Source organism: Amycolatopsis sp. NPDC049868 (genome assembly GCF_044461365.1).
In the GTDB taxonomy this organism is placed as follows: Bacteria; Actinomycetota; Actinomycetes; order Mycobacteriales; family Pseudonocardiaceae; genus Amycolatopsis.
The window spans coordinates 181,290-202,317 of sequence record NZ_JBITKV010000002.1; the positions used below are offsets into that span (position 1 = coordinate 181,290).

Sequence of the window (21,028 nt, forward strand, 5' to 3'; positions counted from 1 at the left end):
AGGCGGTCTTAAGCCTTACGGCCGATGCCGCCCGAGATCGTCCGCTGGGCCGCGTTCAGCTCCTTGATCCGCGGGCCGTCCGGCCACCAGTCCACGCACAGCTTGACGCCGGGCTCGACCATTTCGAGGTCGTGGAACAGCTCCTCGATCTCGGCCTTGGTGCGGAAGGTGCCCGAGCCCATCGGGCTGTGGATGAAGAAGTCCTCCATCTTGCGGGCGGTCTCGGACAGCTCGTCCTCCGGGTCGGAGAAGTGCGAGATCGCCACGTAGGAGCCCGACGGCAGCGCGTCGATGTACTTCTTCATGATCTTGGCGGGTTCGTCGTGCGGCCCGTTGTAGTGGTGCAGGGTCCCGAGCTGCAGCAACGCGATCGGCTGCGTGAAGTCGATGTGCCGCCGGATGTCCGGGTTCTCCATGATCCGCTCGGGCTCGAAGATGTCGTCCGAGACGAAGTGCGTGTTCTCGTTCTCTTCGAGCAGCGCGCGCCCGTGGGCGAGCACGACCGGGTCGTTGTCGACGTAGACGACCTTGATCTCCGGGTTGATCCGCTGCACGACCTGGTGCGTGTTCTCGGCCGTCGGCAGGCCGGATCCGAGGTCCAGGAACTGCGTGATGCCCGTCTGGCTGGCGAGGAACCGGCAGGCGCGGATCAGGAAGCCGCGGTTCTCGGTCGCCAGGTCCTGCGCTTCGGGGGCGGCCTGCTGGACCTTGCGCAGCACCTCCCGGTCGATCTCGTAGTTGTCCTTGCCGAGCAGGAAGGCGTCGTACACCCTGGCGATGCTGGCCCGGGTCGGGTCGACACCCACAGGCACTCGTTCCGTCCGGGTCGGGGCGTCGGGCATCTTGAACCTCACAAAACTGTGTCGGAAGTCTCGGGCTCTACGTAGAGTAGAACCACGTGCGCGACCGGTAAACCGAGCCATGCCTGTCGTGTCGAGGCCCAAACGTGTACTTTCAGTAATCGGCTTGTTCTCCTGTGAGTGTCGTCGTGTGAAAGGTCCCGGTCGATGAACGCGGTCACCCCGCCTGGCGGTGAGCAGTCCCTGGGTCCCACCGCGCGGCGGATGATCCTCGGCTCTCAGCTCCGCCGGATGCGCGAGGACGCGGGCATCACGCGCCAGGAGGCCGGCTACAGCATCCGCGGCTCGGAGTCGAAGATCAGCCGTCTCGAGCTCGGCCGGGTCGGCTTCAAGGAACGCGACGTCGCCGACCTGCTGACCATGTACGGGATGACCGATCCCGGTGAGCGGCAGCAGTTCCTCGACATGGTCAAGGAGTCGAACGAGCCGGGTTGGTGGCGCCGCTACGGCGACCTGATGCCGAGCTGGTTCAACGACCTCGTCGGGCTCGAAGAGGCCGCGGCCCGTATCCAGGTTTGGGAGCCGCTGTACGTCACGGGTCTGCTGCAGACCGAGGACTACGCGCGGGCGATCATGAGCCACGGCCGCAAGGACATGGTCAACGAGCAGATCGACCGCCGGGTCGCACTGCGGATGCGGCGCCAGAAGATGCTGTCGCGGCCGGACGCGCCGCGGTTGTGGCTGGTGCTCGACGAGTCGGTGCTCCATCGGCCGATCGGCGACCGCGAGGTGCTGAAGGCCCAGATCGACCACTTGCTGGAGATGATCCAGCAGCCGAACATCTCGGTGCAGATCCTCCCGTTCGACCGGAGCGGTTACTCCGCGGACAGCGCGTTCTCGCTGCTCAGGTTCGCGGAAGAGGAATTGCCGAACATCGCGTACACCGAGTACCTGACCGGCGCGCACTACATCGACAAGCGCGACGAGATCGAGCGATACAGCCGGGCACTGGACATGCTCGCGGTCGACGCGGAGACGCCGGACCGCAGCCGACAGATGCTGATGAAGCGCCGCGCCGAAATCTGAGTCACTCACCGTTGTGGGGTTATCCCGCCGTTGCGGTGACGAGCGGGCTTTTCTTGCGTGCAGCCAAAAAACCGACCACGAACAGTAGTTGGTCACTCGATGGTGGCTGTGGCGATCACGCTTTGGTGGTACGAAAGAGGACCTAAGTCATCACTGCACGCGAATTCTGCAGAAACTTCTGCACGTGCATTTACCGCTGCAGTCACACGTGCTAACTTTGGGATCACAGGCAAATGCACATGCAGATGCATCGCCCGAAGTCTTCTGTCGGGGAAGGTGGGGACCATGGCTGAACAGTTCGACAACGGCATCCCGGCCGATCGTCTTACCGGCGCGCAATGGCGCAAAGCCAGCTACAGCAACGCGATCGGCAACTGCGTCGAGGTGGCGCCGCTCGCTTCCGGAGAGATCGCGATGCGCAACTCGCGCTTCCCGACCGGTCCGGCGCTGATCTACACGCAGGCGGAGATGGCCGCGTTCCTCGCGGGTGCCAAGGACGGCGAATTCGATGACGTTCTCAGGTGACACCATCACCGCGGAAATCACCGACATCGAAAGCGGCCTGCAGGAACTGATCCACCGCGGGTACCAGTTCGTGCACCCGTGCGACGCGAACGGCGAGGTCATGGCCGTGGTCGGCGTGCGAGTCCACGACAACGTGGTCGACGTGGTCCGGCTCAACGCCGAGGACGACGTCGTCGCGACCCGCATGCCCGGCACCGAGGAGGACATCCTCGAGCCCGAGGTCTGGCTGTGGCGGTCCGCCGGCGACGCGGCGACGGTGCTGACGGCATTGCTCGCGCTCCCGGACGAGCGCACGCCCGGCTCGCTTTATCTTCCGGAGACCGCGGCCAAGGGCTGCTGGGTCCCCGGCCGCGGTGGCACATCGAAATGGCTTGCCGCGGGCTGACAGCTCCTAAGCACAGTCGACCGCCTCTGTCGAGGGGGAGCGGTCGGCTGGTCGGGGGTCGTGAGTGACGGGTCTTGACACCCGCTCGTCACTCACGGTCATCAACCGAAGCGTGTCCAGTGCCACTTCGTGCGGCGCGTTGATCTCCTGCCCACCGTTTACACTGGTGGCGGCCTGCCCTCTTTCTCCCTGGGAGCACCTCGGTGGTTTCCGACCCGTCCCTCGCCGGACAGCCCGTGACCGACCAGCCCGATCCGGAACCCCGCGAGGAATGCGGTGTCTTCGGTGTCTGGGCGCCCGGAGAAGAGGTCGCGAAGCTGACCTACTACGGGCTCTACGCACTTCAGCACCGCGGCCAGGAAGCGGCCGGCATCTCGGTCTCCGACGGTTCGCAGATCGTCGTCTTCAAGGATCTCGGCCTGGTCAGCCAGGTGTTCGACGAGCAGGTCCTGCAGTCGCTGCAGGGACATATCGCCGTCGGGCACTGCCGCTACTCGACCACCGGCGCGACCATCTGGGAGAACGCGCAGCCGATCTTCCGCACCACCGCGACCGGCAGCGGATTGTCCTTCGCGCACAACGGGAACCTCGTCAACACCGCCGAGCTGCGGGATCGCACGGTCGAGGCCGGGCTGAAGCCGCACGCGGGGCTGACCGGTTCGTCCAGCGACTCCGACCTGGTGTGCGGGCTGCTCGCGGCCAACGCCGCCGACAAGGGCATCGAAGCCGCCGCGCTGGAACTGCTGCCCACCCTCAAGGGCGCGTTCTGCCTGGTCTTCGCCGACGAGTCCACTTTGTACGCCGCGCGCGACCCGCACGGCGTGCACCCGCTGGTGCTCGGCAGGCTCGAACGCGGCTGGGTGGTCGCGAGCGAGACGGCCGCCCTCGACATCTGCGGAGCGTCGTTCGTCCGCGAGGTCGAGCCCGGCGAGCTCATCGCGATCGACGCCGAGGGCCTGCGCTCCTCGCGGTTCGCGAACCCCGAGCCCAAGGGCTGTGTCTTCGAGTACGTGTACCTCGCGCGCCCCGACACCTCGATCGCCGGCCGCAGCGTGCACGCCACCCGCGTCGAGATCGGCCGCAAACTCGCCGCCGAGCACCCGGCCGACGCCGACCTGGTCATGCCGGTGCCCGAATCCGGCACCCCGGCCGCCATCGGCTACGCGCAGGGCTCCGGCATCCCCTACGGCACCGGCCTGGTGAAGAACGCCTACGTCGGCCGCACCTTCATCCAGCCGTCGCAGACCATCCGGCAGCTGGGCATCCGGCTGAAGCTGAACCCCCTGCGCGACGTCATCCGCGGCAAACGGCTCGTGGTGGTCGACGACTCCATCGTCCGAGGCAACACCCAGCGCGCGCTGGTTCGCATGCTGCGGGAGGCGGGCGCCCTGGAGGTGCACGTCCGGATCGCGTCGCCGCCCGTCCGCTGGCCCTGTTTCTACGGCATCGACTTCGCCTCCCGCGCCGAGCTGGTGGCCAACGGCGTCGACCTCGACGGCATCCGCCGCTCCATCGGTGCGGACACTTTGGGCTACATCTCCCTGGACGGGCTGGTCGCGGCGTCGGAGCAGCCGAAGTCGCGGTTGTGCACCGCGTGCTTCTCCGGCGAGTACCCGATCGCACTGCCCGAAGACGCGCTGATCGGGAAGCACCTGCTGGAGAGCCTGGACTCGGTGAATGGCGCGGCGAAGCCCGTCAGCCCTGCCGGGTACGGTGCTGAGGACGCCATCCGGCGTCCCTAGACCTCTCTTCCAGAGTTGGAGTCCGCTTCCGTGAGCGAGTCCACGAGCGCCACGTACGCCGCCGCCGGCGTCAGCATCGACGCCGGCGACAAAGCCGTCGAGCTGCTCAAACCGCACGCCGAAAGGGCCACGAGGCCCGAGGTGATGGGCGGCGTCGGCGGTTTCGCCGGGCTGTTCTCCCTGAAGCTGGACAAGTGGAAAGAGCCGGTGCTGGCCTCGTCGACCGACGGGGTCGGCACCAAGATCGCCGTCGCGCAGGCGCTCGACAAACACGACACGGTCGGCATCGACCTGGTCGCGATGGTCGTCGACGATCTGGTCGTCACCGGCGCCGAGCCGCTGTTCATGCAGGACTACATCGCCGTCGGCAAGGTCGTGCCGGAGAAGATCGCGGCGCTGGTCGGCGGCATCGCCGAAGGCTGTGTCCAGGCGGGCTGCGCGCTGCTCGGCGGCGAGACCGCGGAGCACCCCGGCCTGATGGGCGAGCACGACTACGACCTTTCGGGTACCGGCATCGGTGTCGTCGAAGCGTCGAACGTGCTCGGCCCGGAGCGGGTCCGCCCCGGTGACGTCGTCCTCGCGCTCGGCTCGTCCGGCCTGCACTCCAACGGCTACTCGCTCGCCCGGCACGTGCTGCTGGACATCGCGCGCATGCCGCTCGACGGGCACGTCGAGGAGTTCGGCCGCTCGCTGGGCGAGGAGATGCTGGAGCCGACCAGGATCTACGCGAAGGACTGCCTCGCGCTGGCGGCCGAGGCCGACGTCCGCACGTTCGCGCACGTCACCGGCGGTGGCCTGGAGCAGAACCTCGCCCGGGTCATGCCGCGCGGCCTGGTCGCCCGGCTCGAACGCGGCACCTGGACCCCGGCACCGGTGTTCGCGCTGATCGGCCACCGAGGCAAGGTCGAGCGCGCCGAACTGGAGAAGACGTTCAACATGGGCGTCGGCATGGTCGCGATCGTCGGCCCCGACGACGTCGACCGGGCGCTCGCGATGCTGACCGCGCGGCACGTGCCGGCGTGGATCCTCGGCGACGTGCAGCCCGCGGACGACCCGGACGGCCCGCGCGCCGTCCTGTCGGGCGACCACCCCCGCTTCTGATTTAACGGCTTGGCCTCGGGTGACACACTGGGTCCGTGGCTGATGACGTGGTGATCGGTACCCGGTTCGTGATCCCGGGTGCCGAATTGAGCGAACGGTTCTCCCGGTCTTCGGGCCCGGGTGGGCAGGGCGTGAACACCACGGACTCGCGGGTCGAACTGTCCTTCGACGTGGCCGGTTCGGCGTCCGTCCCGGAGCATCTCCGGGCGCGGATGCTGGACCGGCTTTCGTCGCGCCTCGTCGACGGGGTCGTCACGATCGCCGCGTCCGAACACCGCTCCCAGTTGATGAACCGGGAAGCCGCGCGGGCGCGGCTGGTGATGCTCCTGACGGACGCGTCGGCGCCCCCGGCCGCCAAGCGGCGTCCCACCAAACCCTCACGAGGTTCGAAGGAACGCCGCCTGGCGTCGAAGAAGCGCCGCGGCGAGGTCAAGAAGTCCCGCCGCGGCGGCTTTTCAGACGACTGACAGGTGCACGCATTCGGCCGCGGTCTCGAACCCGACCCGGCCGTAGACGCGTTCCGCCTGCCCGGCGCCCGGCGTCAGGAACACCGACCGGCCGCCGCGCGAGTGTGCCTCACGTGTCAGGTACTCCGTCATCGCCGCGGCGATCCCGCGGCTCCGGTACTCCTCGAGCACCCCGATCCCGGCGATCTCCGACGCGCCGTCGAGGATCGCGGTCGCGACCCCGCCGCCGACGACCTCCCCGGTTTCGCCGACCGCCATCACCGAGATGGTCTCGCCGCTCAGCTGATCCGGCGACGGGTCGAGGTGCTCATCGGGGTCGGTCTCCCCGAACGCCACGTTCTGCGCCCGGATCATCTGCCGGAGTTCGCTCCCGGTTTTCGGGGTGACCAGGCTGATCCCGGCCGGTTTCGGCTGTTCGGCGACCTGCCCCGGAGTGCAGATCATCAGCGGAACCCGCCGCTCCAGTGTGTAACCGCACCGGACGAGCACGGCTTCGGCAGCTGGAACGGCTTCGGTGAGGAACTCCAGACGCGGCGCGAGCCCGCGCTTACGGAACGCCTCGGTGAGTGCGGCGACGTCGTCCTCGGTGGGGACGGCGCCGTCGTCGGGGATCGCGTAGTTGAGGAAAGGGCTGCTGGATTCGAGGTAGTACGTGGCCAGGAACGGCCCGATCCGCTCGGTTTCGCGGAATTTCGCCGCGGTGAGGCGGATGTAGGACTGAAGAGCACGAATCGTCTCGGAAAGCACTGGTGGAAAGCCTTTCGGGCAAGAAGAAGAGACGCACGGGAGGAACCGCGTGCGTGATGGGCTGGCGTGGGCGCCGGCTAGCTCGTGCCGACGCCGCTGAAGGCGTCAGGCATGAGGCATCCCTCTTCTCTGTAGGAAGGGCTTTCGCGATCACCTTCGCACGATGGTCAACCGATTTACCGTCGCCGCGGATGCGCGACGGCCGAGTACCGCTCGTCCCAGACCGACCTCGGGACCCGCAGCCGGACCGGGGCGTCGCACACCCGCCGGACCTGCGCCGGGATCTTCACCGGCGGCCGGACGTCCAAGCTGCGCCACAGACGTTTGCTCATCGCGGCACCCGCCACGGCGCCCAGGGTGTTCAGCAGGATGTCGTCCGCCGAGGTCACCCGGCCCGCCTGGATCAGATATTGCGTACCCTCCACCAGCACCGAGACGGCCAGCGCGCCCAGCGCGATCCGGCCCAGAGACCGCAGGCGGCGCGACCGCATCGGGAGCAGGGCGCCGAGCGGGCTCAGCATGAGGACGTTGCCCAGCGCCTGCCAGAGGTTGGCGCTGTCGTTCAGCGCGAGGCGCAGGTCGGTGCCGGGTTCGAGGCTCAGCCTGCTGCCCTGCGCGCCGGTCACCGGCATCGTGACCAGGCACAACACCAGGAAACAGGTCAGAACGAGCGTCATGTCGACAGCGGCCGTAGCCGACGCTGAGAAGGGGTCGGCTTGTCTTCGCCGCCGTCGATGCGCCGCGAGCAGCGGCCACCCGAGCAGTGCGTACGGGATCGCGGTGATCGTCAACGGGATCATCACACCGAAAGCGCGGAGCAGCTCACCCATGACCTTCCCTTCCGGAGCGCCCAAGATCACCTTCGCATCACAAGATCAACTCGGCATGGCGGAGTGGCTGCACTAAGAGGTGATCTTTTCCGGTGGCGGAAAAGGTTTTCCCATGATCGGAACCGTCCACAAAGGAACCTGTGGACAAACCTGTGGACGGCCGCGAAGTAACCGGAAGAAGGCGTTATCGCACAAGGAAAAGCCTTGTGGGTGACCTGTGTACTACTTGCCGTGTCCGGCGAGCTCCCGCGCGTGTTCGAGCAGCTTTTGGAGGTGCAGTCCGCGGCGGACGTCGCACGGGTGCGAGGTCGTCCCGCTCGCGGCCATCGCGGCGAAATCGTCCAGGAGCGCGGTGTACGACTCGCCCGCCGAGCCCGGCTTCCGGCCGAGAGTGCGGTAACCGTGCTCGCCGTAGACGGCGACTTCGACGACCGTCGGCTGGATCGGCAGCCGCAGCGACAGGGTGGCCGTACTGGTCGCGCCACCCTCGTGGGCTAACAGCAAGTGCCACAGATCGTCATCGGTCCGGTTCGCCGCGAGCACGCCGGTGATCTCACCGAGCGCCGCGTCCAGCAGATCGAGGGCGTGCGGGCCGATGTCGGCGAGCGCGCCGGAGTCGTGCCGCCACGCCGAGGACTGATATTGGCCGCCGAGCAACGCGCCCGAAAGCCATCGAGCCCCGCCGCCCCGCCAGCCGCCCGCTTCCTTGATGCCGTCGAGCCACTCGCGGGTCATCGGCGAGAAACGCAGGATCAGGACCACGAGGGCGGCCACGCCGGCGGCCTCCACCGCGTCCGCGAGCCTCCGCGCGCCGTCGAGATCCGCGGCGATCGGCTTCTCCAGGATGAGATGCTTGCCCGCTTCCGCCGCCCGGACCGCCAGCTCCGCCTGAACGGCGGGCGGCACGGCGAACGCGACCGCGTCCACCTGGTCGAGCAGCTCGTCGAAACTGTCGACGGCTTGGGCGCCGTGCGTCTCGGCCAGCTCCTTCGCGGCTTCGGGACGCCTGGCCCAGACCGCGCGCAACGTCGTCCCGGGGTGATCGGCGAGACCTGGCGCGTGCACCGTCTTCGCCCACGGACCGGCACCGACCAAACCCGCGCGCAGCTGTCCCTGTCCCACGCTCCCGAGTCTAGGTGTGCCCTCACGCAAGCTGAACGCACCATCGAGTTGCGTTTATTGCGTTTGTTGCGAATAATTCGTTTGAGAGCCGATACTGGGACCACGTTGAACACAGGAGCAGTGATGACTGCGCTGACCATTGACCAGATCGTCCCAGGGCGCCGCGACATCGACGTGGCACTCGAGGCACTCCCGCACGTCGAGGCTTACCTGGCCCGGCGGCATGAAAGGGACACCGTGCGCGTCCTCGTCGATGAGCATGAGGAGTCCGTGGTCGTCCCCCGCGGGGTCGTCGACCTGATGGCTCGGGTGCTGGCCTTGGTGGCGGCGGGTGAGAGCGTGGCTATCGTCCCGTCACATGCCGAGCTGACCACGCAGCAGGCGGCTGACCTGCTCAACGTCTCGCGACCGTTCCTCATCGGTCTGCTCGAAGCGGGCCGGATCGAGTACCGCACGGTCGGTAAGCACCGGCGCGTGAAAGCCAGTTCCCTTCACGACTACTTGCGTGAAGACGACCAACGGCGCCGCGAAGCCGCGGACGAGCTTTCCGCCCTGAATCAGGAGATGGGGCTGACCTAGCCGCCGCATCACAACGTTCTGCGTGTTCTCCTGCGCTGGATCGCGTAGAGCGGTTACGTCCAGGCCAAGCGGACGGACGAGATTCTCGACGAATTCTTCCGGAACCTACGGAAGAACCGGCCTGATCGATCCTGCAAGCTGGCAGGACGCGGCACCTGATGAAGGCCTCGGTCCGGGATTGTCTCGTCGCCGGCTACGAACCACTCATCGCCACAATCGACTTGTCTGAACGCCATGTGCTCGCAATCGCGATCAAGGCGCAGGCTCGTGTCATCGTGACCGAGAACCCGCGGGACTCCCGGAGCGGGTCCTCGATCGGATCGAGCTCTGCGAGCGAGTGGTCGTGGAAGCGGTACGGCGAATCGTGGACTCACGCCGTGCTCCGCCTACCAGCGCCTCTGAGGTTCTCGACGCTTTGGAGCGCTGCGGCCTCCGGAAATCGGTCGCGGCGCTCCGTCGCTGAGTGGCTCGGGTCAGGAGTAGCTGTAGAAACCGCGGCCGGTCTTCTTGCCGAGCAGGCCGGCGTCGACCATGCGCAGCAGCAGCGGCGGCGAGGAGTACAGCGGCTCCTTGAACTCGGCGTACATCGAGTCCGCGATCGCCTTGATGGTGTCCAGGCCGATCAGGTCCGACAGGCGCAGCGGGCCCATCGGGTGCGCGGTGCCGAGCTCCATACCGCGGTCGATGTCCTCCGCGGACGCGAAGCCCGACTCGATCATCCGGATCGCCGAAAGCAGGTACGGCACGAGCAGCGAGTTCACGATGAACCCGGCCCGGTCCTGCGACCGGATCACCGTCTTGCTCAACGCCGTCGTCGCGTGCTCCTCGGCACGGCGGGCGGTGTCGTCGCTGGTCAGCAGCGAGGGCACCAGCTCGACGAGCGGCAGCACCGGGACCGGGTTGAAGAAGTGGATACCGACCACCTGCTGCGGGCGGCCGGTGGCCATCCCGAGCTTCATGATCGGGATCGAGGACGTGTTGGAAGCGAACAGCGCGTCCTCACGTTCGACGATCTTGTCCAGCGACCGGAACACCTCGACCTTGGCCTGCTCCTGTTCCAGGATGGCCTCGATGACGAGGTCGCGGTCGGCGAACTCGCCGATCTCGGTGGTGAAGCGGAGTCGTCCGAGCGCGGCGTCGGCGTCTTCCTGGGAGAGCTTCCCGTTCTTGACGCCGCGTTGCAGCGACTTCTCGATCCGCGCCCGCCCGGAGTCCAGCGCCGGCTGGTTCACCTCGGTGACGATCACGTCCAGCCCGGCCCGCGCGTGCACCTCGGCGATGCCCGAGCCCATGAGCCCGGCCCCGACGACACCTACTCGCGCTACGTCAGACATGGCACCTCCTCATATTTTGGGCAGCACGCGACACGCGAGGGTGGTCACCGGGGCAAGCCCGGATCCACCCTCGCGTGTCACGCGTTGCTCAGCGGCGGTATTCGTCGTACCCGTCGTACGGGTCTTCGTCGTACCGCTTGTCGTCCTCGTGCCTGTCTTCCGAGGAACTACTGGACAGCTCGCGCTGCAAAGCATCGAAGTCGGTTTCGTGCGAGCTGTACTTGAGCTCGCGCGCCACCTTCGTCTGCTTGGCCTTAGCCCGGCCGCGCCCCATGGCTCGACCCCCTCGCACAGGGGCGGGGCGGCCGGGGGAATCGGCGGCCCCGCATCGTCTCGACAATTCTTTCCTGCTGACACCGTACCGTGTCCGGGGGGTTGGATGCGACGTGGCACGGTGTGCCGGTGGCGACAGTGTTCCCCGAACGCCGGTTACCGGCCGGTCGGTGGCGATAGTCGCAGGTCGGCGTGCCACGATGCTCGTGTGCCCCGTCCGTTCGCGGCTTATCTCCGCGTCTATGAGCCCCTGCTCGCGCTGGGGGATCCTCCGGACGAACGCCTGCTCGAGGCCGTCGAAGCGGCCCGGCTCGATCGTTCGGCCGCGGGGACGCGCGAGCAGGCATTGTGGCTCAAGTCACAGCATGTCGGACGGTTGCTGCCCGCCGAACTCGCGGACGGCAGGGCCGCCCCCAGTCTCGTCACCGACGTTCTCGTCCTGGACCCCGAAGACGTGCCGGAGGGTGAGCACGGCGACGCCGGCCCGGGTCCGCTGATCTGTCCGATGGAGATCCGCGCGCGCTCGGCCGCGGCGTTGGTGACCTTCCTCGGCGACGCGCATCCCGCGCTGAAGAACGCGGTGCTCGACGCGGGCGGCGCGTCGCTGGACATGATCCGCTCGCGGGCGAAGTCCGCTATCGGCGACTTGTCCGCCTCGGCCTCGCACACGCTCTCGACGACGTGGACCGTTCCGCTCCCGTGGTTCGTCCTGTTCGATCCCGGGATGCGCCGGGTCAAACTCGGCAAGGGACGCGACGACCCGGAGCGCGAGGTGTCGTGGCGGGTGTCCATCGCCGACGCGCGGTATCGCGCCCGCGAGGTCGGGGACCTGCTCGAAGCGACCTTCGGTGACTCGGGGCCCGGCCGGGTGCTGCTCGAGACGCGGCGCTGGCTCGACAGCTTCCACCCCGGCTCCGCGGTCGAGCTCGACTACGGCGGTCTTGTGCAGCTCTTCGCCGACCCGATCCTGCAGGCCGACACGACCGCCGAAGAGGTGCACGACATTCTCGACGCGCTCCGCACCGGCAATGTCGACGAGCTGGCGGAACTGTTCGCCGATCTGCGGGACTTCTGGGGCGATCTGGCCGCGCGGGAACGCGCGAACTAGCCGAAGAGGCCGGCGGTGACCTTCAGCTCGCCGACCGGTTTCCCGCCACCGAGCACCGCGTCGCGCGCGAGTCCGGCTGCTTCGTCGCCCGGGTCGATGCCGAGGTGGCGCAGGGTCGCGAGCAGCAGCGGGAGCCGGGCACGGGCCGCGCCGTCGTCGATCTTCAGCGCCAGTGCCGTGCCGTCCGGGAGGGCGAACGCGTGCACTCCCTCGGCACCGCCCTTCGAGAGCAGGCCGTCGATGGTCCGCATCAGCACGGTGTCTTCGCGGCCGGTGCCCGCGACCTGCCACGGATGCGCGCGGACCGCGTCCGCGACCCGGCGTTCCGGCCCGCCCATGGCGGTGACCAGCCTGCCGAAGGAGCGGGCGAGGCCGGTGAGGGAGAACGCGAACAGCGGGGCGCCGCAGCCGTCGACGCCGACCGTCTCGATCGTCTCGCTGGTGAGGTCGGCGACGGCGTCCTGGATGATCTTCTGCAGCGGGTGGATCTCGGCCGTGTAGTCGCCGGTCGGCCAGCCGAGCTGTGCGCAGGTCGTGAGCATCGCGGCGTGCTTGCCGGAGCAGTTCATCGCGGCCCGGCGTTTCCCCGCCGGCGCCACGGCCAGCATGCTGGGCTCGTGCAGCGGGAAGGCGGGCGGGCAGGCCAGCGCGTCCTCGGTGAGCCCCGCGCGGGAAAGCATCGCCAGGGCGCCCTCGACGTGGCCGGGCTCGCCGTTGTGCGATCCGCAGCCCAGCGCGAGCTCCTCGTCGCCGATCGTGAGGCCGGCGCGGAGCATCCCGACGGCCTGCAGAGGTTTGTTGGACGAGCGAGGGTAGACCGGCCGCTCGATGTCGCCCGCGGAGAAGCGCACCGAGCCGTCCGGGGCGGTGATCACGAGCGCGCCGCGGTGCACGCTCTCCACGAAACCGGATCGGACGACCTCGACCAGGGCCGGATTCGTCACACGGACCCGCCGCGTTCGGTGTCGAGCAGGTCGTCGACCGAGGCCGTGCCCTTGCGGTAGCGGGTCGCGATCTCGGCGTTGATCGTGTCCATCACACCCTGCACCTCGCGGCGGTACGAGGAGACGGAGACCTCTTCGTCGGCGTAGCGGTTGAGGGCGTTGACCAGCTTCTCGTCCGAGAGCGTGCTGACGTCGGAAAGGTCCGTGTCGCCGATGAGGGCCTCGGCGAACCGCCGGTGCTCGCCCGCGCGGGACGGCTCCAGCCGCTGATGCCTCCCCGACCCCGTGGCCGGGCCGATCGCGTTGTCCGCCAGGATCGCGGCCAGCCGCTCGACGACGCTGCTCTCGCCGCCGGAACTCCGGCGCTCCTGCTCGGCCCGCACGATGTCGATGCGCGCGTGGAGCAGGCGCCGCAGGTACGACAGGTCGGTCTCCTCCTGCGCGGCCTCGTCACGGCGCTCGCGCAGCACGGAGAGGGTCAGCTCGCCGAGGTCGCTGAGATACCCAGGGCCGAGCACGCGGTCGATACGACGGCGACCACCGGGCCGGACTTCGATCACCCGCGTAGCTTATCGCGCTCCAGCGGAAATGTTCCGCAGGGAGCGATACCACAAGGATCTCCGCCCCTCCCGGCACCCTCCGCCGGGCCGCTGCTCCGTGGGTCCCTTCCAGAGCCCGCCCCCCACCCGTCCCGGGGGCGGCCCCTGGTCCAGTCTACCGGGGGTGGGCGGGGAAAAGTGCTGGTCGGCGGAGTTGTCCACAGGTGGGCGGAGTTGTGGACAACCTGTGGATGGGTGCCGTGAAGTACATGAAGGCCCCCTTCCTTGCGTCTAGCGCAGTGAAGGGGACCTTCATGTACTTCGGTCGCGAGTGAAGGCCGAGTTTCCAGCGCTCAGCCGAGGGATGGGGGCCTTCACGCGCGGCCGCTGTGGCGAAAGTGGCGGATGAGGCCAAAGTGCCATGCCGCCGGGTAGTGAAGGCCTCCTTGAGGGACCCAGAGTCCCTCAAGGAGGCCTTCACGGACAGCGGACAGCGGCAAGCAGCACGGAACGACGCAAGTCAGAGAAGCAGCCTCAGCCCCGCAACCGCTGAGCCGCTTCCCGTCCAGGAGCCGGTGCCTCACCCGGAACCGAGTCCGGGTCGATGGTCGCCTGCACTACCCGGTCCTCGGCGCCCACCAGCAGTTCCGCGCCGGGCCGCGTCGAGCGTTTGACCAGCGCCAGCGCGATCGGACCCAGTTCGTGGTGCTGCACCACGCTGCCGACGCGCCCCACCGTCCGCTCGCCGAGCACCACCGGATCGCCGGTCTCCGGCGTGATCTCCGGCGAACCGTCCAGGTGCAGCAGCGCCATGTACCGCGGCGGCCGCCCGACGTTGTGGACCTTCGCGACCGTCTCCTGCCCGCGGTAGCAGCCCTTCGCCACATGCGCGGCGGAGTCGACCCAGTTCACCTCGTGCGGGATCGTGCGCTCGTCGGTGTCGACGCCCAGCCGCGGCCGCAGTGATTCGACCCGCAGCGCGTCGAAGGCCCAGCTGCCCGCCGGTCGCGCGCCGGCGTCGGTCAGGCGCCGCCACCAGCCGGCCAGTTCGGCGCGGGGCACGGCGAGGTCGACGCTGTGCCGTCCCGGCCACGGCATCCGCCGCGCGAAACCGCCGGGGATCGCCACGACCGAGTACGGGTCCGAGCCCACGGAGACGCCAACGGAGTCCAGCACGCGGTCCGCGTCGGGGCCGAGCACGGTCAGCAGCGCCAGCTCGTCCGAGACATCGCGGATGTCCACTTTGGACCAGAACTTCATCGCTTCGAGGTACTCGCGCAGTGTCTGTTTGCCGCCGGACGGCAACGCGCTGGACGCCATCGCGCCCCGGTCGCTGTCCAGCCACACCGTGCCGTCCGCGTGCGCGACGACCATATGCGTGTCGACGCGGCCTTGGCTGTCCAGCACGAGCGCTTCGGTGCCGGTGCCCTCGGCGAGCCCGGTGACATGCTGCGAGATCACCAAATGCAGCCAGGACAACCGTTCTTCCCCGGTCACGGCCAGGATTTCGCGGTGCGAACGGTCGATCACGACCGCGCCGCGCGCCGCGGTCCGTTGCTCGGCGAAGGGATCACCCCAATGCCACGGGACACCTTCCTCCGGATGCCCGTCGGGTGCCGCGATCGGTCCGGGAAGGTCGAGCAAGGGGGAGCGGTAGGGCATGAAACCCATGCTAGTGAGTACCGTGTCCCCATGCGCGTGCTTGCCTTCCTCGACGGGACCCTGGCCGACCCCGAAGCCGCCCACCTGCGGGTAGACGATCTGGGACTGCTTCGCGGCGACGGCGTGTTCGAGACGATCCTCGTCGTCGACGGACGGCCTCGTGAGCTCCGGCCGCACCTGGAGCGGCTGGCCCGTTCCGCGGCCATGCTCGACCTGCCGGAGCCGGACCTCGCGGTCTGGGAGCGGGCCGCGCAGACGGTTATCGACAACTGGTCGGGCCCTGCCGAGATCGCGCTGAAACTGGTGTACACCAGGGGAATCGATGGCGATCCGGAGGCGAAGCCGTTCGGGTTCGCGCTCGGTGTGGAGATCGACGAGAAGGTCCAGCGGGCCCGCGTCGAAGGCGTCGCGGCGATCACCCTCGAACGCGGTATCGAGCCTGAGCTCGCCGAGCGCGCGCCGTGGCTGCTGCTGGGCGCGAAGTCGATTTCGTACGGCGTCAACATGGCGGCGTTGCGGGAGGCGGGCCGCCGTGGCGCGAGCGATGTGATTTTCACCGCCGCCGACGGCACGGTCTTCGAAGGACCGACTTCGACGGTCGTCCTCGCGAAGGACAAGACGCTTTACACGCCGCCGGCGACCATCGGCATCCTGCCGGGGACGACGCAGGCGGCGCTGTTCCGTGGCGCCGAACGCGCGGGCTGGTCGGTCAAGGTCGAGCCGCTCAAGGTTTCGGACCTCACCGGTGGCGAAGGGCTGTTCCTCGCCTCGTCGGTCCGCAAGCTGACCAGGGTGCACACACTGGACGGCGCCGCGCTCACCGACTCCAGCGCGATCCACGCCGAGCTGGCCGCCGCCTACGAGAGCGAGTACGCGATCAGCTGAGCGTCGCGCGCAGCTTGGCGATGGTCCGGAGGACCTCGTCCCGGTGCTTCGCCGTCGTGATCCAGGCGGGCAGCCGGGCGACCAAGGTCATGCCGGGACGACTCCCGAGCCCGCGTTCGCGCAGCTTCGCCGCGACGAATCGTTCGAGCAGGTCGAGGTGACTTTCGTGGAACGCCCAGAGGGTGTTCCCGCCACAGCAGTCGGCGCGCAGCCACAGCGGCTCGTGGAAGAACGGATCGGTGGGCCGGTTCCAAGCGTGGAAATCAGGCCGGGAGTCTTCGCGCACCAGGCCGCACGCGGGACAGGTCAGCCGTTCGTGAGTGACCGAGGCGCGGAGTGAGCAGCGCGGGCAGACGACGAGGATCGGCTCGTCCGCGAAGTCCTCGATCCGGGTCTGGGGATCGCGGAACCGCGGGCCGTCCATCAGCCGAGCGGGCTGATGATCAGCAGGTGGGGCAGGATCGCTTCCTCGCGGTAGGCCGCGATCTTGTGGTGCCCGTCGAGGATCACCGTCGCGTCGGTGGTCTCCAGCACGACCGCGACCGGCCGGTGCCCGCTCTTGATCGCGGTCCGGTAGTAGCCGACCCGGGACACGTCGGCGGGCGGCCAGTCGGCGCTCGGGGTCAGGTAGCGGTCCTCGGCGAGCCGCTCGGGTCCGGTGACCTGGTACTCGCCGTCGGCGAAGAGTTCGAGAAGCGGGCGGAGCGTGTCGCCGAGCGGACGCCGCATCTGGCCGGTGGCCAGCGCGATCCGCAGCGACTGCGGCAGTTCCGGTTGGGTTGGTACCGAATTCGTGTCGATGACACCCGTGCCACCGTCGACCTTTACCTGTTCCACACCCTCGTGGACGAGTGAAAGCGGAGAAGGGTTCCGGGTCTGGCCTGCGCGAGGGCCTGGAGTGACGCCTGTCTCACCACGGCCGCCACCGGATAACCACCGGTAGTTGGATGATCCGCCAAGAACACCACCGGCAACCCGTTCGGCGGTACCTGCACGGCGCCGGTCAACAGGCCTTCGCTCGGCAGCTCCCGCTCCGTGTATTCGTCCCCGCGGGTCAACGCTGGCCCGTCGAGCCGGAGCCCGACGCGGTTGGATTCCGTCGTCACCGTCCACGTCTTCGCGAGCCCCGCCGCCAGGTTCTCGAACCAGTGCGCCCGCGGGCCCGGGTCCACCCGCACGACCAGTTCCGCCGGTGCCGTCGTGGGCAGCACGACGTCGGCGCCTCCGGGCACGGACGCTGTGCCGAGCGGCAGGACGTCGCCCTTCTTCAGCGGCGCGGGACCGATCTCCGAAAGGACGTCCCTCGACCGGCTGCCGAGTTCGGTGTCGACCGCGATGCCGCCGGAAACCGCCAGGTAGCACCGTAAGCCGGTGGCGGGCGCGCCGATCGCCACGACCTGACCGCCCGCCAGCCACACCGGAGCGTGCGAGCCGACGGGACGCCCGTCCACCTCGACGGCGACGGACGGGCCGGTCACCGCGACCGTGCAGGACGTCGTCGCGCGCAGCCGCAGCCCGCCGAACAGGCATTCCACCCCGGCCGCGTCCTCGTCGTTGCCGACGAGCCGGTTGGCCAGTTTCAGCGCCGGGACGTCCAGCGCGCCCGACGGCGGCACGCCGAGATGCGCGTAGCCGGGCCTGCCGAGATCCTGGATCAGCGCGAGCGGGCCGGTCTCGACCACTTCGAGGGCCCTCATCCGGCACTCCGGAACCGCACGCGGTCGCCGGGTGCCAGCAGCGCGGGCGGGTCGGCGCGGGGGTCGAACAGGACGGTCCGGGTGTGGCCGATCAGCCGCCAGCCGCCGGGCGAGACGCGCGGGTACACGCCGGTGAACTCACCCGCGATACCGACCGAACCCGGTGGCACGCGAGTGCGCGGAGCCGGCAGCCGCGGCTGCCGGAGCGGCTCGGGAAGTCCGGTCAGGTAACCGAATCCGGGTGCGAACCCGGTGAAGGCGACGGTGTAGACGGCGCCGGTGTGCAGCCGGACGACGTCCTCAATGGACACTCCGGCGTCCCGGGCGACGAGTTCGAGATCCTCACCGTCGTAGGTCACGTCGAGAGTGATCTCGCGGGATTCGCCGTGCGGCGGATGTTCGAGGTCGGCGTCCGCCAGCAGCTCGCGGACGGCAGCGAGCGCGCCCGAGCCCGGGGTTTCCACCACGAGCAGGCTGCGGGCGCCGGGAACGAGCTCGGTGATCCCGGCCGGGCGCGCGGAGGAGACCGTCGCGTGCGCCGCCATCGTTTCGGTGAGGGAAGCGCAGTCGAGCAGGGCGGCGTGCTCGCCGTAGGCACGCCACCGCATGAGGTCGGGGTCAGCCCACCACGCGGCGCAGCAGCGCCGACGTGTGCGGCTGCAGTTCCTGGCCCATCATGGCGCGCTCCTCGACGTAGCCGAGTTCGCCGTTGACGATGCCGTAGAGCCGCTGCGAAGCCGTGACGTCCTTGGCCGTCGACGTGCGGACGACCGCGTCGGTGCCCAGCTCCCAGGCCGGGACCGAGGCCTTGCCACGCGGTTTGCCGTAGAAGAGTTCCACGATGCCGGTGTTGTGGGTCAGCAGCAGCTCGATCGTGTCGTCGGCCTGCGGGCGCCAGAACCCGGATTCGCGCGCGGCGGGACGGATGACCTTGCCGTCCTCGTCGAGCAGCCAGGCGCGCGCCTCGTGCGTGAGGAACGGGCGGCCGTCGTGCGCGATGGTCAGCTGCATGCCGAACCGGTACGGGCCCTCGATGGTCGGGTAGTCGACCTCGCCCTCACCGCGCCAGACACCGACGAGCGGCAGGAGCGCCAGGCAGGCGTCGTTGAGGTTCGGGCCTTCGCGCAAGTTCGCCGTGTCGCCCGGGACGGGCATGTCGTCGAACTGGGGAAGGTTCCGGTCGCGCGTGCTTTCCGCGCGCTTTTCCGCGGCCTGGATGGCCTCGTCGCCACTAGCCGTCATGGGTCAGCGCTGGTCCGCGTAAAGCCGGTAGACGACGTACACGGCGAACCAGGTGATCGCGACGCCGGCGAGCACCAGCAGGGTCGTAAACAGGATCTCCACGACACGCACCTTAGTCGCTACCTGCCCCGACAGGCCTGCCGAGGTCGCGTGGCAGTGCCCACACGCGCGTGAAGGCCCCCTTCACGCGGCTGAGCCGAGGGAAGGGGGCCTTCACGCGCGAAACGTCAGGCGACGGAGATGGCGAGCTGGTGCACGCCGGGTCCCTGCGCGGTGACGGAAGCCTCGCCGTTGCCGGAGCGGTGCAGCGCGCGCACCGTCCAGTCACCGGGGGCCGCGTAGAAGCGGAAGTCGCCGTCGGCCGACGAGACCACCTCGCCGGTGAAGTCGCCGCCGCCGTCCAGCAACCGCACGAAGGCGCCGCCGATGGGGCCTTCCGTACCGGTCACCTTGCCGGCCAGCACGACCTGGCCGCGGGTGTCGTAATCGGCGGGCGTGGCCTCCTGGACCGGTGCGCCGCAGCTGTCGTCTGCCATCACTTAGCTCCCAACTCGACCGGCACGCCGACGAGCGAGCCGTATTCCGTCCACGAACCGTCGTAGTTCTTCACCTGGTCGTAGCCGAGGAGTTCGTGCAGCGCGAACCACGCGATGGACGAACGCTCACCGATCCGGCAGTACGCGATCGTGGACTTCGACTCGTCGAGGCCCTCGTCGGAGTACAGCTCCTTGATCTCGTCCTCGGTCTTGAAGGTGCCGTCCTCGTTGGCGACCTTCGCCCACGGGACGTTCAGCGCGCCCGGGATGTGGCCCGGGACCTGCGACTGCTCCTGCGGCAGGTGCGCCGGGGCGAGCAGCTTGCCGGAGAACTCGTCGGGGGAACGCACGTCGACGAAGTTGCTGCCGCCGATGGCCTGGACGACCTCGTCGCGGAAGGCGCGGATCGACAGGTCCTGCTCCTTGGCCTGGTACGTGGTGGCCTCGCGCTTGACCTCGTCCGCGTTCAGCTCGCGGCCGTCGAGTTCCCACTTCTTGCGGCCGCCGTCGAGAAGCTGCACGTTCTCGTGGCCGTAGAGCTTGAAGTACCAGTACGCGTACGCGGCGAACCAGTTGTTGTTGCCGCCGTAGAGGATCACGCGGTCGTCGTTCGAGATGCCCTTCTCGGACAACAGCTTCTCGAAGCCCTCCTTGTTGACGAAGTCGCGGCGGACCCCGTCCTGCAGGTCCTTGCGCCAGTCGAACTTCACCGCCCCGCGGATGTGTCCGTTGTCGTACGCGGTCGTGTCCTCGTCGACCTCGATGAACACGACACCCGGGGTGTCCAGGTTCTCCTCGGCCCACTGGGTGGTGACCAGGACGTCTTCACGGCTCATGGAGCTGACTCTCTTTCTGGGTTAGGACGCGCGAGGGCTGGGGCTGAAACGCTTGATGAGCAGGTACATCTCGCAACCGAGACAGAAGTTGAACGCCGCGTTGAGGAAGGCCGCGAACAGCGCGAACGCCGTGGCGACGAAGCCGAGCGCGGTCAGGCCGGCGGCGAAACCGACGGTGCCGGCGACGGCGAACACGAACCCGACGGCCTGCGCGAACCGCAGCGGGGCGGCGTCCTCGCGTTCGGTCGCCGGGCCGAGCCGCGGCGCGACGAGGTAGCGGTAGAGCAGGGAGTACGGCGCCGGCTTCAGTCCGATGAAGGCACCGATCGCGAACACCACCGCCTGCGCCGCGAGCAGTGGCCACCACTGGGTGATGAGCACGACCGCGAGCACGATCGTCGTCAGGATGGCGGCGAAACGCGGACCACGGGGGTCGACTGCCGGTCCTGCGGACATGGTTCCTCCTGCGAACGAGAGGGAAGGAGATGCGTGCCGGACGGGCACGCGCAGGCGAGGTTCAGCGAACGCCGGGACACAGGCTGCTGCGAACGCGGCACAGATCCACTGCGCGGCGCTGGGTCAGCAAGG

General features: G+C 68.8%; 26 protein-coding genes. 9 read left to right on the forward strand and 17 right to left on the reverse strand.

Annotation, left to right across the window (positions count from 1 at the left end):
* Window positions 1-8 precede the first annotated feature (8 nt).
* Complete coding sequence (locus ACIBTM_RS08915) at window positions 9-806, reverse strand: SAM-dependent methyltransferase (protein ID WP_395876766.1); 798 nt, start codon at window positions 804-806, stop codon at window positions 9-11.
* A 201-nt stretch (window positions 807-1,007) separates the two neighbouring features.
* Between ACIBTM_RS08915 and ACIBTM_RS08920 the strand changes: the two genes are divergently transcribed.
* From ACIBTM_RS08920 to arfB, 6 genes are all read left to right on the forward strand, one after another.
* Entirely contained in the window at window positions 1,008-1,886 is an 879-nt protein-coding gene (locus tag ACIBTM_RS08920) for a helix-turn-helix transcriptional regulator (RefSeq protein ID WP_007032551.1), read from the forward strand.
* A 285-nt stretch (window positions 1,887-2,171) separates the two neighbouring features.
* A complete protein-coding gene (locus tag ACIBTM_RS08925; RefSeq protein WP_034312579.1) occupies window positions 2,172-2,411 on the forward strand; it encodes a DUF397 domain-containing protein in 240 nt (79 codons plus the stop codon).
* Window positions 2,395-2,796 (forward strand): hypothetical protein, encoded by a 402-nt coding sequence (locus ACIBTM_RS08930; protein WP_378372318.1) that lies wholly within the window; start codon window positions 2,395-2,397, stop codon window positions 2,794-2,796. Before ACIBTM_RS08925 ends, ACIBTM_RS08930 begins: the two co-directional genes overlap by 17 nt.
* Window positions 2,797-2,999: 203 nt before the next feature.
* Window positions 3,000-4,538, forward strand: coding sequence for an amidophosphoribosyltransferase (gene purF, locus ACIBTM_RS08935; protein ID WP_007032554.1), 1,539 nt, complete (start codon window positions 3,000-3,002; stop codon window positions 4,536-4,538).
* A gap of 30 nt (window positions 4,539-4,568) precedes the next feature.
* Entirely contained in the window at window positions 4,569-5,639 is a 1,071-nt protein-coding gene (purM, locus tag ACIBTM_RS08940) for a phosphoribosylformylglycinamidine cyclo-ligase (protein ID WP_395875970.1), read from the forward strand.
* A gap of 35 nt (window positions 5,640-5,674) precedes the next feature.
* Window positions 5,675-6,106 carry an alternative ribosome rescue aminoacyl-tRNA hydrolase ArfB gene (arfB, locus tag ACIBTM_RS08945; protein ID WP_350579378.1) on the forward strand — a complete coding sequence of 144 codons (432 nt, stop codon included), beginning with the start codon at window positions 5,675-5,677 and terminating at the stop codon, window positions 6,104-6,106.
* On the opposite strand, the gene ACIBTM_RS08950 is transcribed toward arfB, so the two are convergent.
* The 3 genes from ACIBTM_RS08950 to ACIBTM_RS08960 all read right to left on the reverse strand — a co-directional run bounded on the left by ACIBTM_RS08950 (window position 6,095) and on the right by ACIBTM_RS08960 (window position 8,805).
* On the reverse strand, window positions 6,095-6,853 hold the full coding sequence (locus tag ACIBTM_RS08950; protein ID WP_395875971.1) for a GNAT family N-acetyltransferase: 759 nt from the start codon (window positions 6,851-6,853) through the stop codon (window positions 6,095-6,097). The genes arfB and ACIBTM_RS08950 overlap by 12 nt on opposite strands.
* Before the next feature lie 176 nt (window positions 6,854-7,029).
* Window positions 7,030-7,683 carry a VanZ family protein gene (locus ACIBTM_RS08955; RefSeq protein ID WP_395875972.1) on the reverse strand — a complete coding sequence of 218 codons (654 nt, stop codon included), beginning with the start codon at window positions 7,681-7,683 and terminating at the stop codon, window positions 7,030-7,032.
* 222 nt (window positions 7,684-7,905) lie between these two features.
* Window positions 7,906-8,805 carry a Gfo/Idh/MocA family protein gene (locus tag ACIBTM_RS08960; RefSeq protein WP_395875973.1) on the reverse strand — a complete coding sequence of 300 codons (900 nt, stop codon included), beginning with the start codon at window positions 8,803-8,805 and terminating at the stop codon, window positions 7,906-7,908.
* A 123-nt stretch (window positions 8,806-8,928) separates the two neighbouring features.
* Between ACIBTM_RS08960 and ACIBTM_RS08965 the strand changes: the two genes are divergently transcribed.
* On the forward strand, window positions 8,929-9,384 hold the full coding sequence (locus tag ACIBTM_RS08965; protein WP_395875974.1) for a helix-turn-helix domain-containing protein: 456 nt from the start codon (window positions 8,929-8,931) through the stop codon (window positions 9,382-9,384).
* A 473-nt stretch (window positions 9,385-9,857) separates the two neighbouring features.
* On the opposite strand, the gene ACIBTM_RS08970 is transcribed toward ACIBTM_RS08965, so the two are convergent.
* Window positions 9,858-10,718: a 3-hydroxybutyryl-CoA dehydrogenase gene (locus ACIBTM_RS08970; RefSeq protein ID WP_395875975.1), complete on the reverse strand. Its 861-nt coding sequence runs from the start codon at window positions 10,716-10,718 to the stop codon at window positions 9,858-9,860.
* Window positions 10,719-10,806: 88 nt separating this feature from the next.
* Entirely contained in the window at window positions 10,807-10,992 is a 186-nt protein-coding gene (locus ACIBTM_RS08975) for a DUF3073 domain-containing protein (RefSeq protein WP_016338022.1), read from the reverse strand.
* 207 nt (window positions 10,993-11,199) lie between these two features.
* Here ACIBTM_RS08975 and ACIBTM_RS08980 point away from each other — a divergent pair, with 207 nt between their 5' ends.
* Window positions 11,200-12,099: a hypothetical protein gene (locus tag ACIBTM_RS08980; protein ID WP_395875976.1), complete on the forward strand. Its 900-nt coding sequence runs from the start codon at window positions 11,200-11,202 to the stop codon at window positions 12,097-12,099.
* Here the strand turns inward: ACIBTM_RS08980 and ACIBTM_RS08985 are convergent.
* The 3 genes from ACIBTM_RS08985 to ACIBTM_RS08995 form a co-directional block, all read right to left on the reverse strand.
* Complete coding sequence (locus tag ACIBTM_RS08985) at window positions 12,096-13,043, reverse strand: asparaginase (RefSeq protein WP_395875977.1); 948 nt, start codon at window positions 13,041-13,043, stop codon at window positions 12,096-12,098. The genes ACIBTM_RS08980 and ACIBTM_RS08985 overlap by 4 nt on opposite strands.
* Window positions 13,040-13,603, reverse strand: coding sequence for an aerial mycelium formation protein (locus ACIBTM_RS08990; RefSeq protein WP_395875978.1), 564 nt, complete (start codon window positions 13,601-13,603; stop codon window positions 13,040-13,042). The genes ACIBTM_RS08985 and ACIBTM_RS08990 overlap by 4 nt, the downstream gene beginning before the upstream one ends.
* 513 nt (window positions 13,604-14,116) lie before the next feature.
* Window positions 14,117-15,244 (reverse strand): YgfZ/GcvT domain-containing protein, encoded by a 1,128-nt coding sequence (locus ACIBTM_RS08995; protein ID WP_395875979.1) that lies wholly within the window; start codon window positions 15,242-15,244, stop codon window positions 14,117-14,119.
* Window positions 15,245-15,274: 30 nt separating this feature from the next.
* Here ACIBTM_RS08995 and ACIBTM_RS09000 point away from each other — a divergent pair, with 30 nt between their 5' ends.
* On the forward strand, window positions 15,275-16,129 hold the full coding sequence (locus ACIBTM_RS09000; protein ID WP_395875980.1) for an aminodeoxychorismate lyase: 855 nt from the start codon (window positions 15,275-15,277) through the stop codon (window positions 16,127-16,129).
* Here the strand turns inward: ACIBTM_RS09000 and ACIBTM_RS09005 are convergent.
* The 8 genes from ACIBTM_RS09005 to ACIBTM_RS09040 all read right to left on the reverse strand — a co-directional run bounded on the left by ACIBTM_RS09005 (window position 16,122) and on the right by ACIBTM_RS09040 (window position 20,896).
* Window positions 16,122-16,553: a TFIIB-type zinc ribbon-containing protein gene (locus ACIBTM_RS09005; protein WP_395875981.1), complete on the reverse strand. Its 432-nt coding sequence runs from the start codon at window positions 16,551-16,553 to the stop codon at window positions 16,122-16,124. The two genes, ACIBTM_RS09000 and ACIBTM_RS09005, sit on opposite strands and share 8 nt — an antisense overlap.
* Entirely contained in the window at window positions 16,553-16,966 is a 414-nt protein-coding gene (locus ACIBTM_RS09010) for a hypothetical protein (RefSeq protein WP_395875982.1), read from the reverse strand. The genes ACIBTM_RS09005 and ACIBTM_RS09010 overlap by 1 nt, the downstream gene beginning before the upstream one ends.
* Window positions 16,954-17,826: a biotin-dependent carboxyltransferase family protein gene (locus tag ACIBTM_RS09015; RefSeq protein ID WP_395875983.1), complete on the reverse strand. Its 873-nt coding sequence runs from the start codon at window positions 17,824-17,826 to the stop codon at window positions 16,954-16,956. The genes ACIBTM_RS09010 and ACIBTM_RS09015 overlap by 13 nt, the downstream gene beginning before the upstream one ends.
* Window positions 17,823-18,434 carry a 5-oxoprolinase subunit PxpB gene (pxpB, locus tag ACIBTM_RS09020; RefSeq protein WP_395875984.1) on the reverse strand — a complete coding sequence of 204 codons (612 nt, stop codon included), beginning with the start codon at window positions 18,432-18,434 and terminating at the stop codon, window positions 17,823-17,825. Before pxpB ends, ACIBTM_RS09015 begins: the two co-directional genes overlap by 4 nt.
* 10 nt (window positions 18,435-18,444) lie before the next feature.
* Window positions 18,445-19,068: an FABP family protein gene (locus tag ACIBTM_RS09025; protein WP_395875985.1), complete on the reverse strand. Its 624-nt coding sequence runs from the start codon at window positions 19,066-19,068 to the stop codon at window positions 18,445-18,447.
* Window positions 19,069-19,295: 227 nt separating this feature from the next.
* Window positions 19,296-19,604, reverse strand: coding sequence for a DUF1416 domain-containing protein (locus ACIBTM_RS09030; RefSeq protein WP_395875986.1), 309 nt, complete (start codon window positions 19,602-19,604; stop codon window positions 19,296-19,298).
* Window positions 19,604-20,440, reverse strand: coding sequence for a sulfurtransferase (locus tag ACIBTM_RS09035; RefSeq protein WP_395875987.1), 837 nt, complete (start codon window positions 20,438-20,440; stop codon window positions 19,604-19,606). The genes ACIBTM_RS09030 and ACIBTM_RS09035 overlap by 1 nt, the downstream gene beginning before the upstream one ends.
* Window positions 20,441-20,461: 21 nt before the next feature.
* Entirely contained in the window at window positions 20,462-20,896 is a 435-nt protein-coding gene (locus tag ACIBTM_RS09040; RefSeq protein ID WP_395875988.1) for a DUF4395 domain-containing protein, read from the reverse strand.
* Window positions 20,897-21,028: the final 132 nt, after the last annotated feature.

Bases quoted from the DNA above. Each gene is read 5' to 3' on its own strand.
- ACIBTM_RS08970 (WP_395875975.1), bottom strand. From the start codon at position 10,718: ATGTCTGACGTAGCGCGAGTAGGTGTCGTCGGGGCCGGGCTCATGGGC.
- ACIBTM_RS08965 (WP_395875974.1), top strand. From the start codon at position 8,929: ATGACTGCGCTGACCATTGACCAGATCGTCCCAGGGCGCCGCGACATC.
- ACIBTM_RS09015 (WP_395875983.1), bottom strand. From the start codon at position 17,826: ATGAGGGCCCTCGAAGTGGTCGAGACCGGCCCGCTCGCGCTGATCCAG.
- ACIBTM_RS09005 (WP_395875981.1), bottom strand. From the start codon at position 16,553: ATGGACGGCCCGCGGTTCCGCGATCCCCAGACCCGGATCGAGGACTTC.
- ACIBTM_RS08955 (WP_395875972.1), bottom strand. From the start codon at position 7,683: ATGGGTGAGCTGCTCCGCGCTTTCGGTGTGATGATCCCGTTGACGATC.
- ACIBTM_RS08930 (WP_378372318.1), top strand. From the start codon at position 2,395: ATGACGTTCTCAGGTGACACCATCACCGCGGAAATCACCGACATCGAA.
- ACIBTM_RS08925 (WP_034312579.1), top strand. From the start codon at position 2,172: ATGGCTGAACAGTTCGACAACGGCATCCCGGCCGATCGTCTTACCGGC.
- ACIBTM_RS09030 (WP_395875986.1), bottom strand. From the start codon at position 19,604: ATGGCAGACGACAGCTGCGGCGCACCGGTCCAGGAGGCCACGCCCGCC.
- pxpB (WP_395875984.1), bottom strand. From the start codon at position 18,434: ATGCGGTGGCGTGCCTACGGCGAGCACGCCGCCCTGCTCGACTGCGCT.
- ACIBTM_RS09000 (WP_395875980.1), top strand. From the start codon at position 15,275: ATGCGCGTGCTTGCCTTCCTCGACGGGACCCTGGCCGACCCCGAAGCC.
- ACIBTM_RS09040 (WP_395875988.1), bottom strand. From the start codon at position 20,896: ATGTCCGCAGGACCGGCAGTCGACCCCCGTGGTCCGCGTTTCGCCGCC.
- ACIBTM_RS08995 (WP_395875979.1), bottom strand. From the start codon at position 15,244: ATGCCCTACCGCTCCCCCTTGCTCGACCTTCCCGGACCGATCGCGGCA.
- ACIBTM_RS08920 (WP_007032551.1), top strand. From the start codon at position 1,008: ATGAACGCGGTCACCCCGCCTGGCGGTGAGCAGTCCCTGGGTCCCACC.
- ACIBTM_RS09035 (WP_395875987.1), bottom strand. From the start codon at position 20,440: ATGAGCCGTGAAGACGTCCTGGTCACCACCCAGTGGGCCGAGGAGAAC.
- ACIBTM_RS08975 (WP_016338022.1), bottom strand. From the start codon at position 10,992: ATGGGGCGCGGCCGGGCTAAGGCCAAGCAGACGAAGGTGGCGCGCGAG.
- ACIBTM_RS09025 (WP_395875985.1), bottom strand. From the start codon at position 19,068: ATGACGGCTAGTGGCGACGAGGCCATCCAGGCCGCGGAAAAGCGCGCG.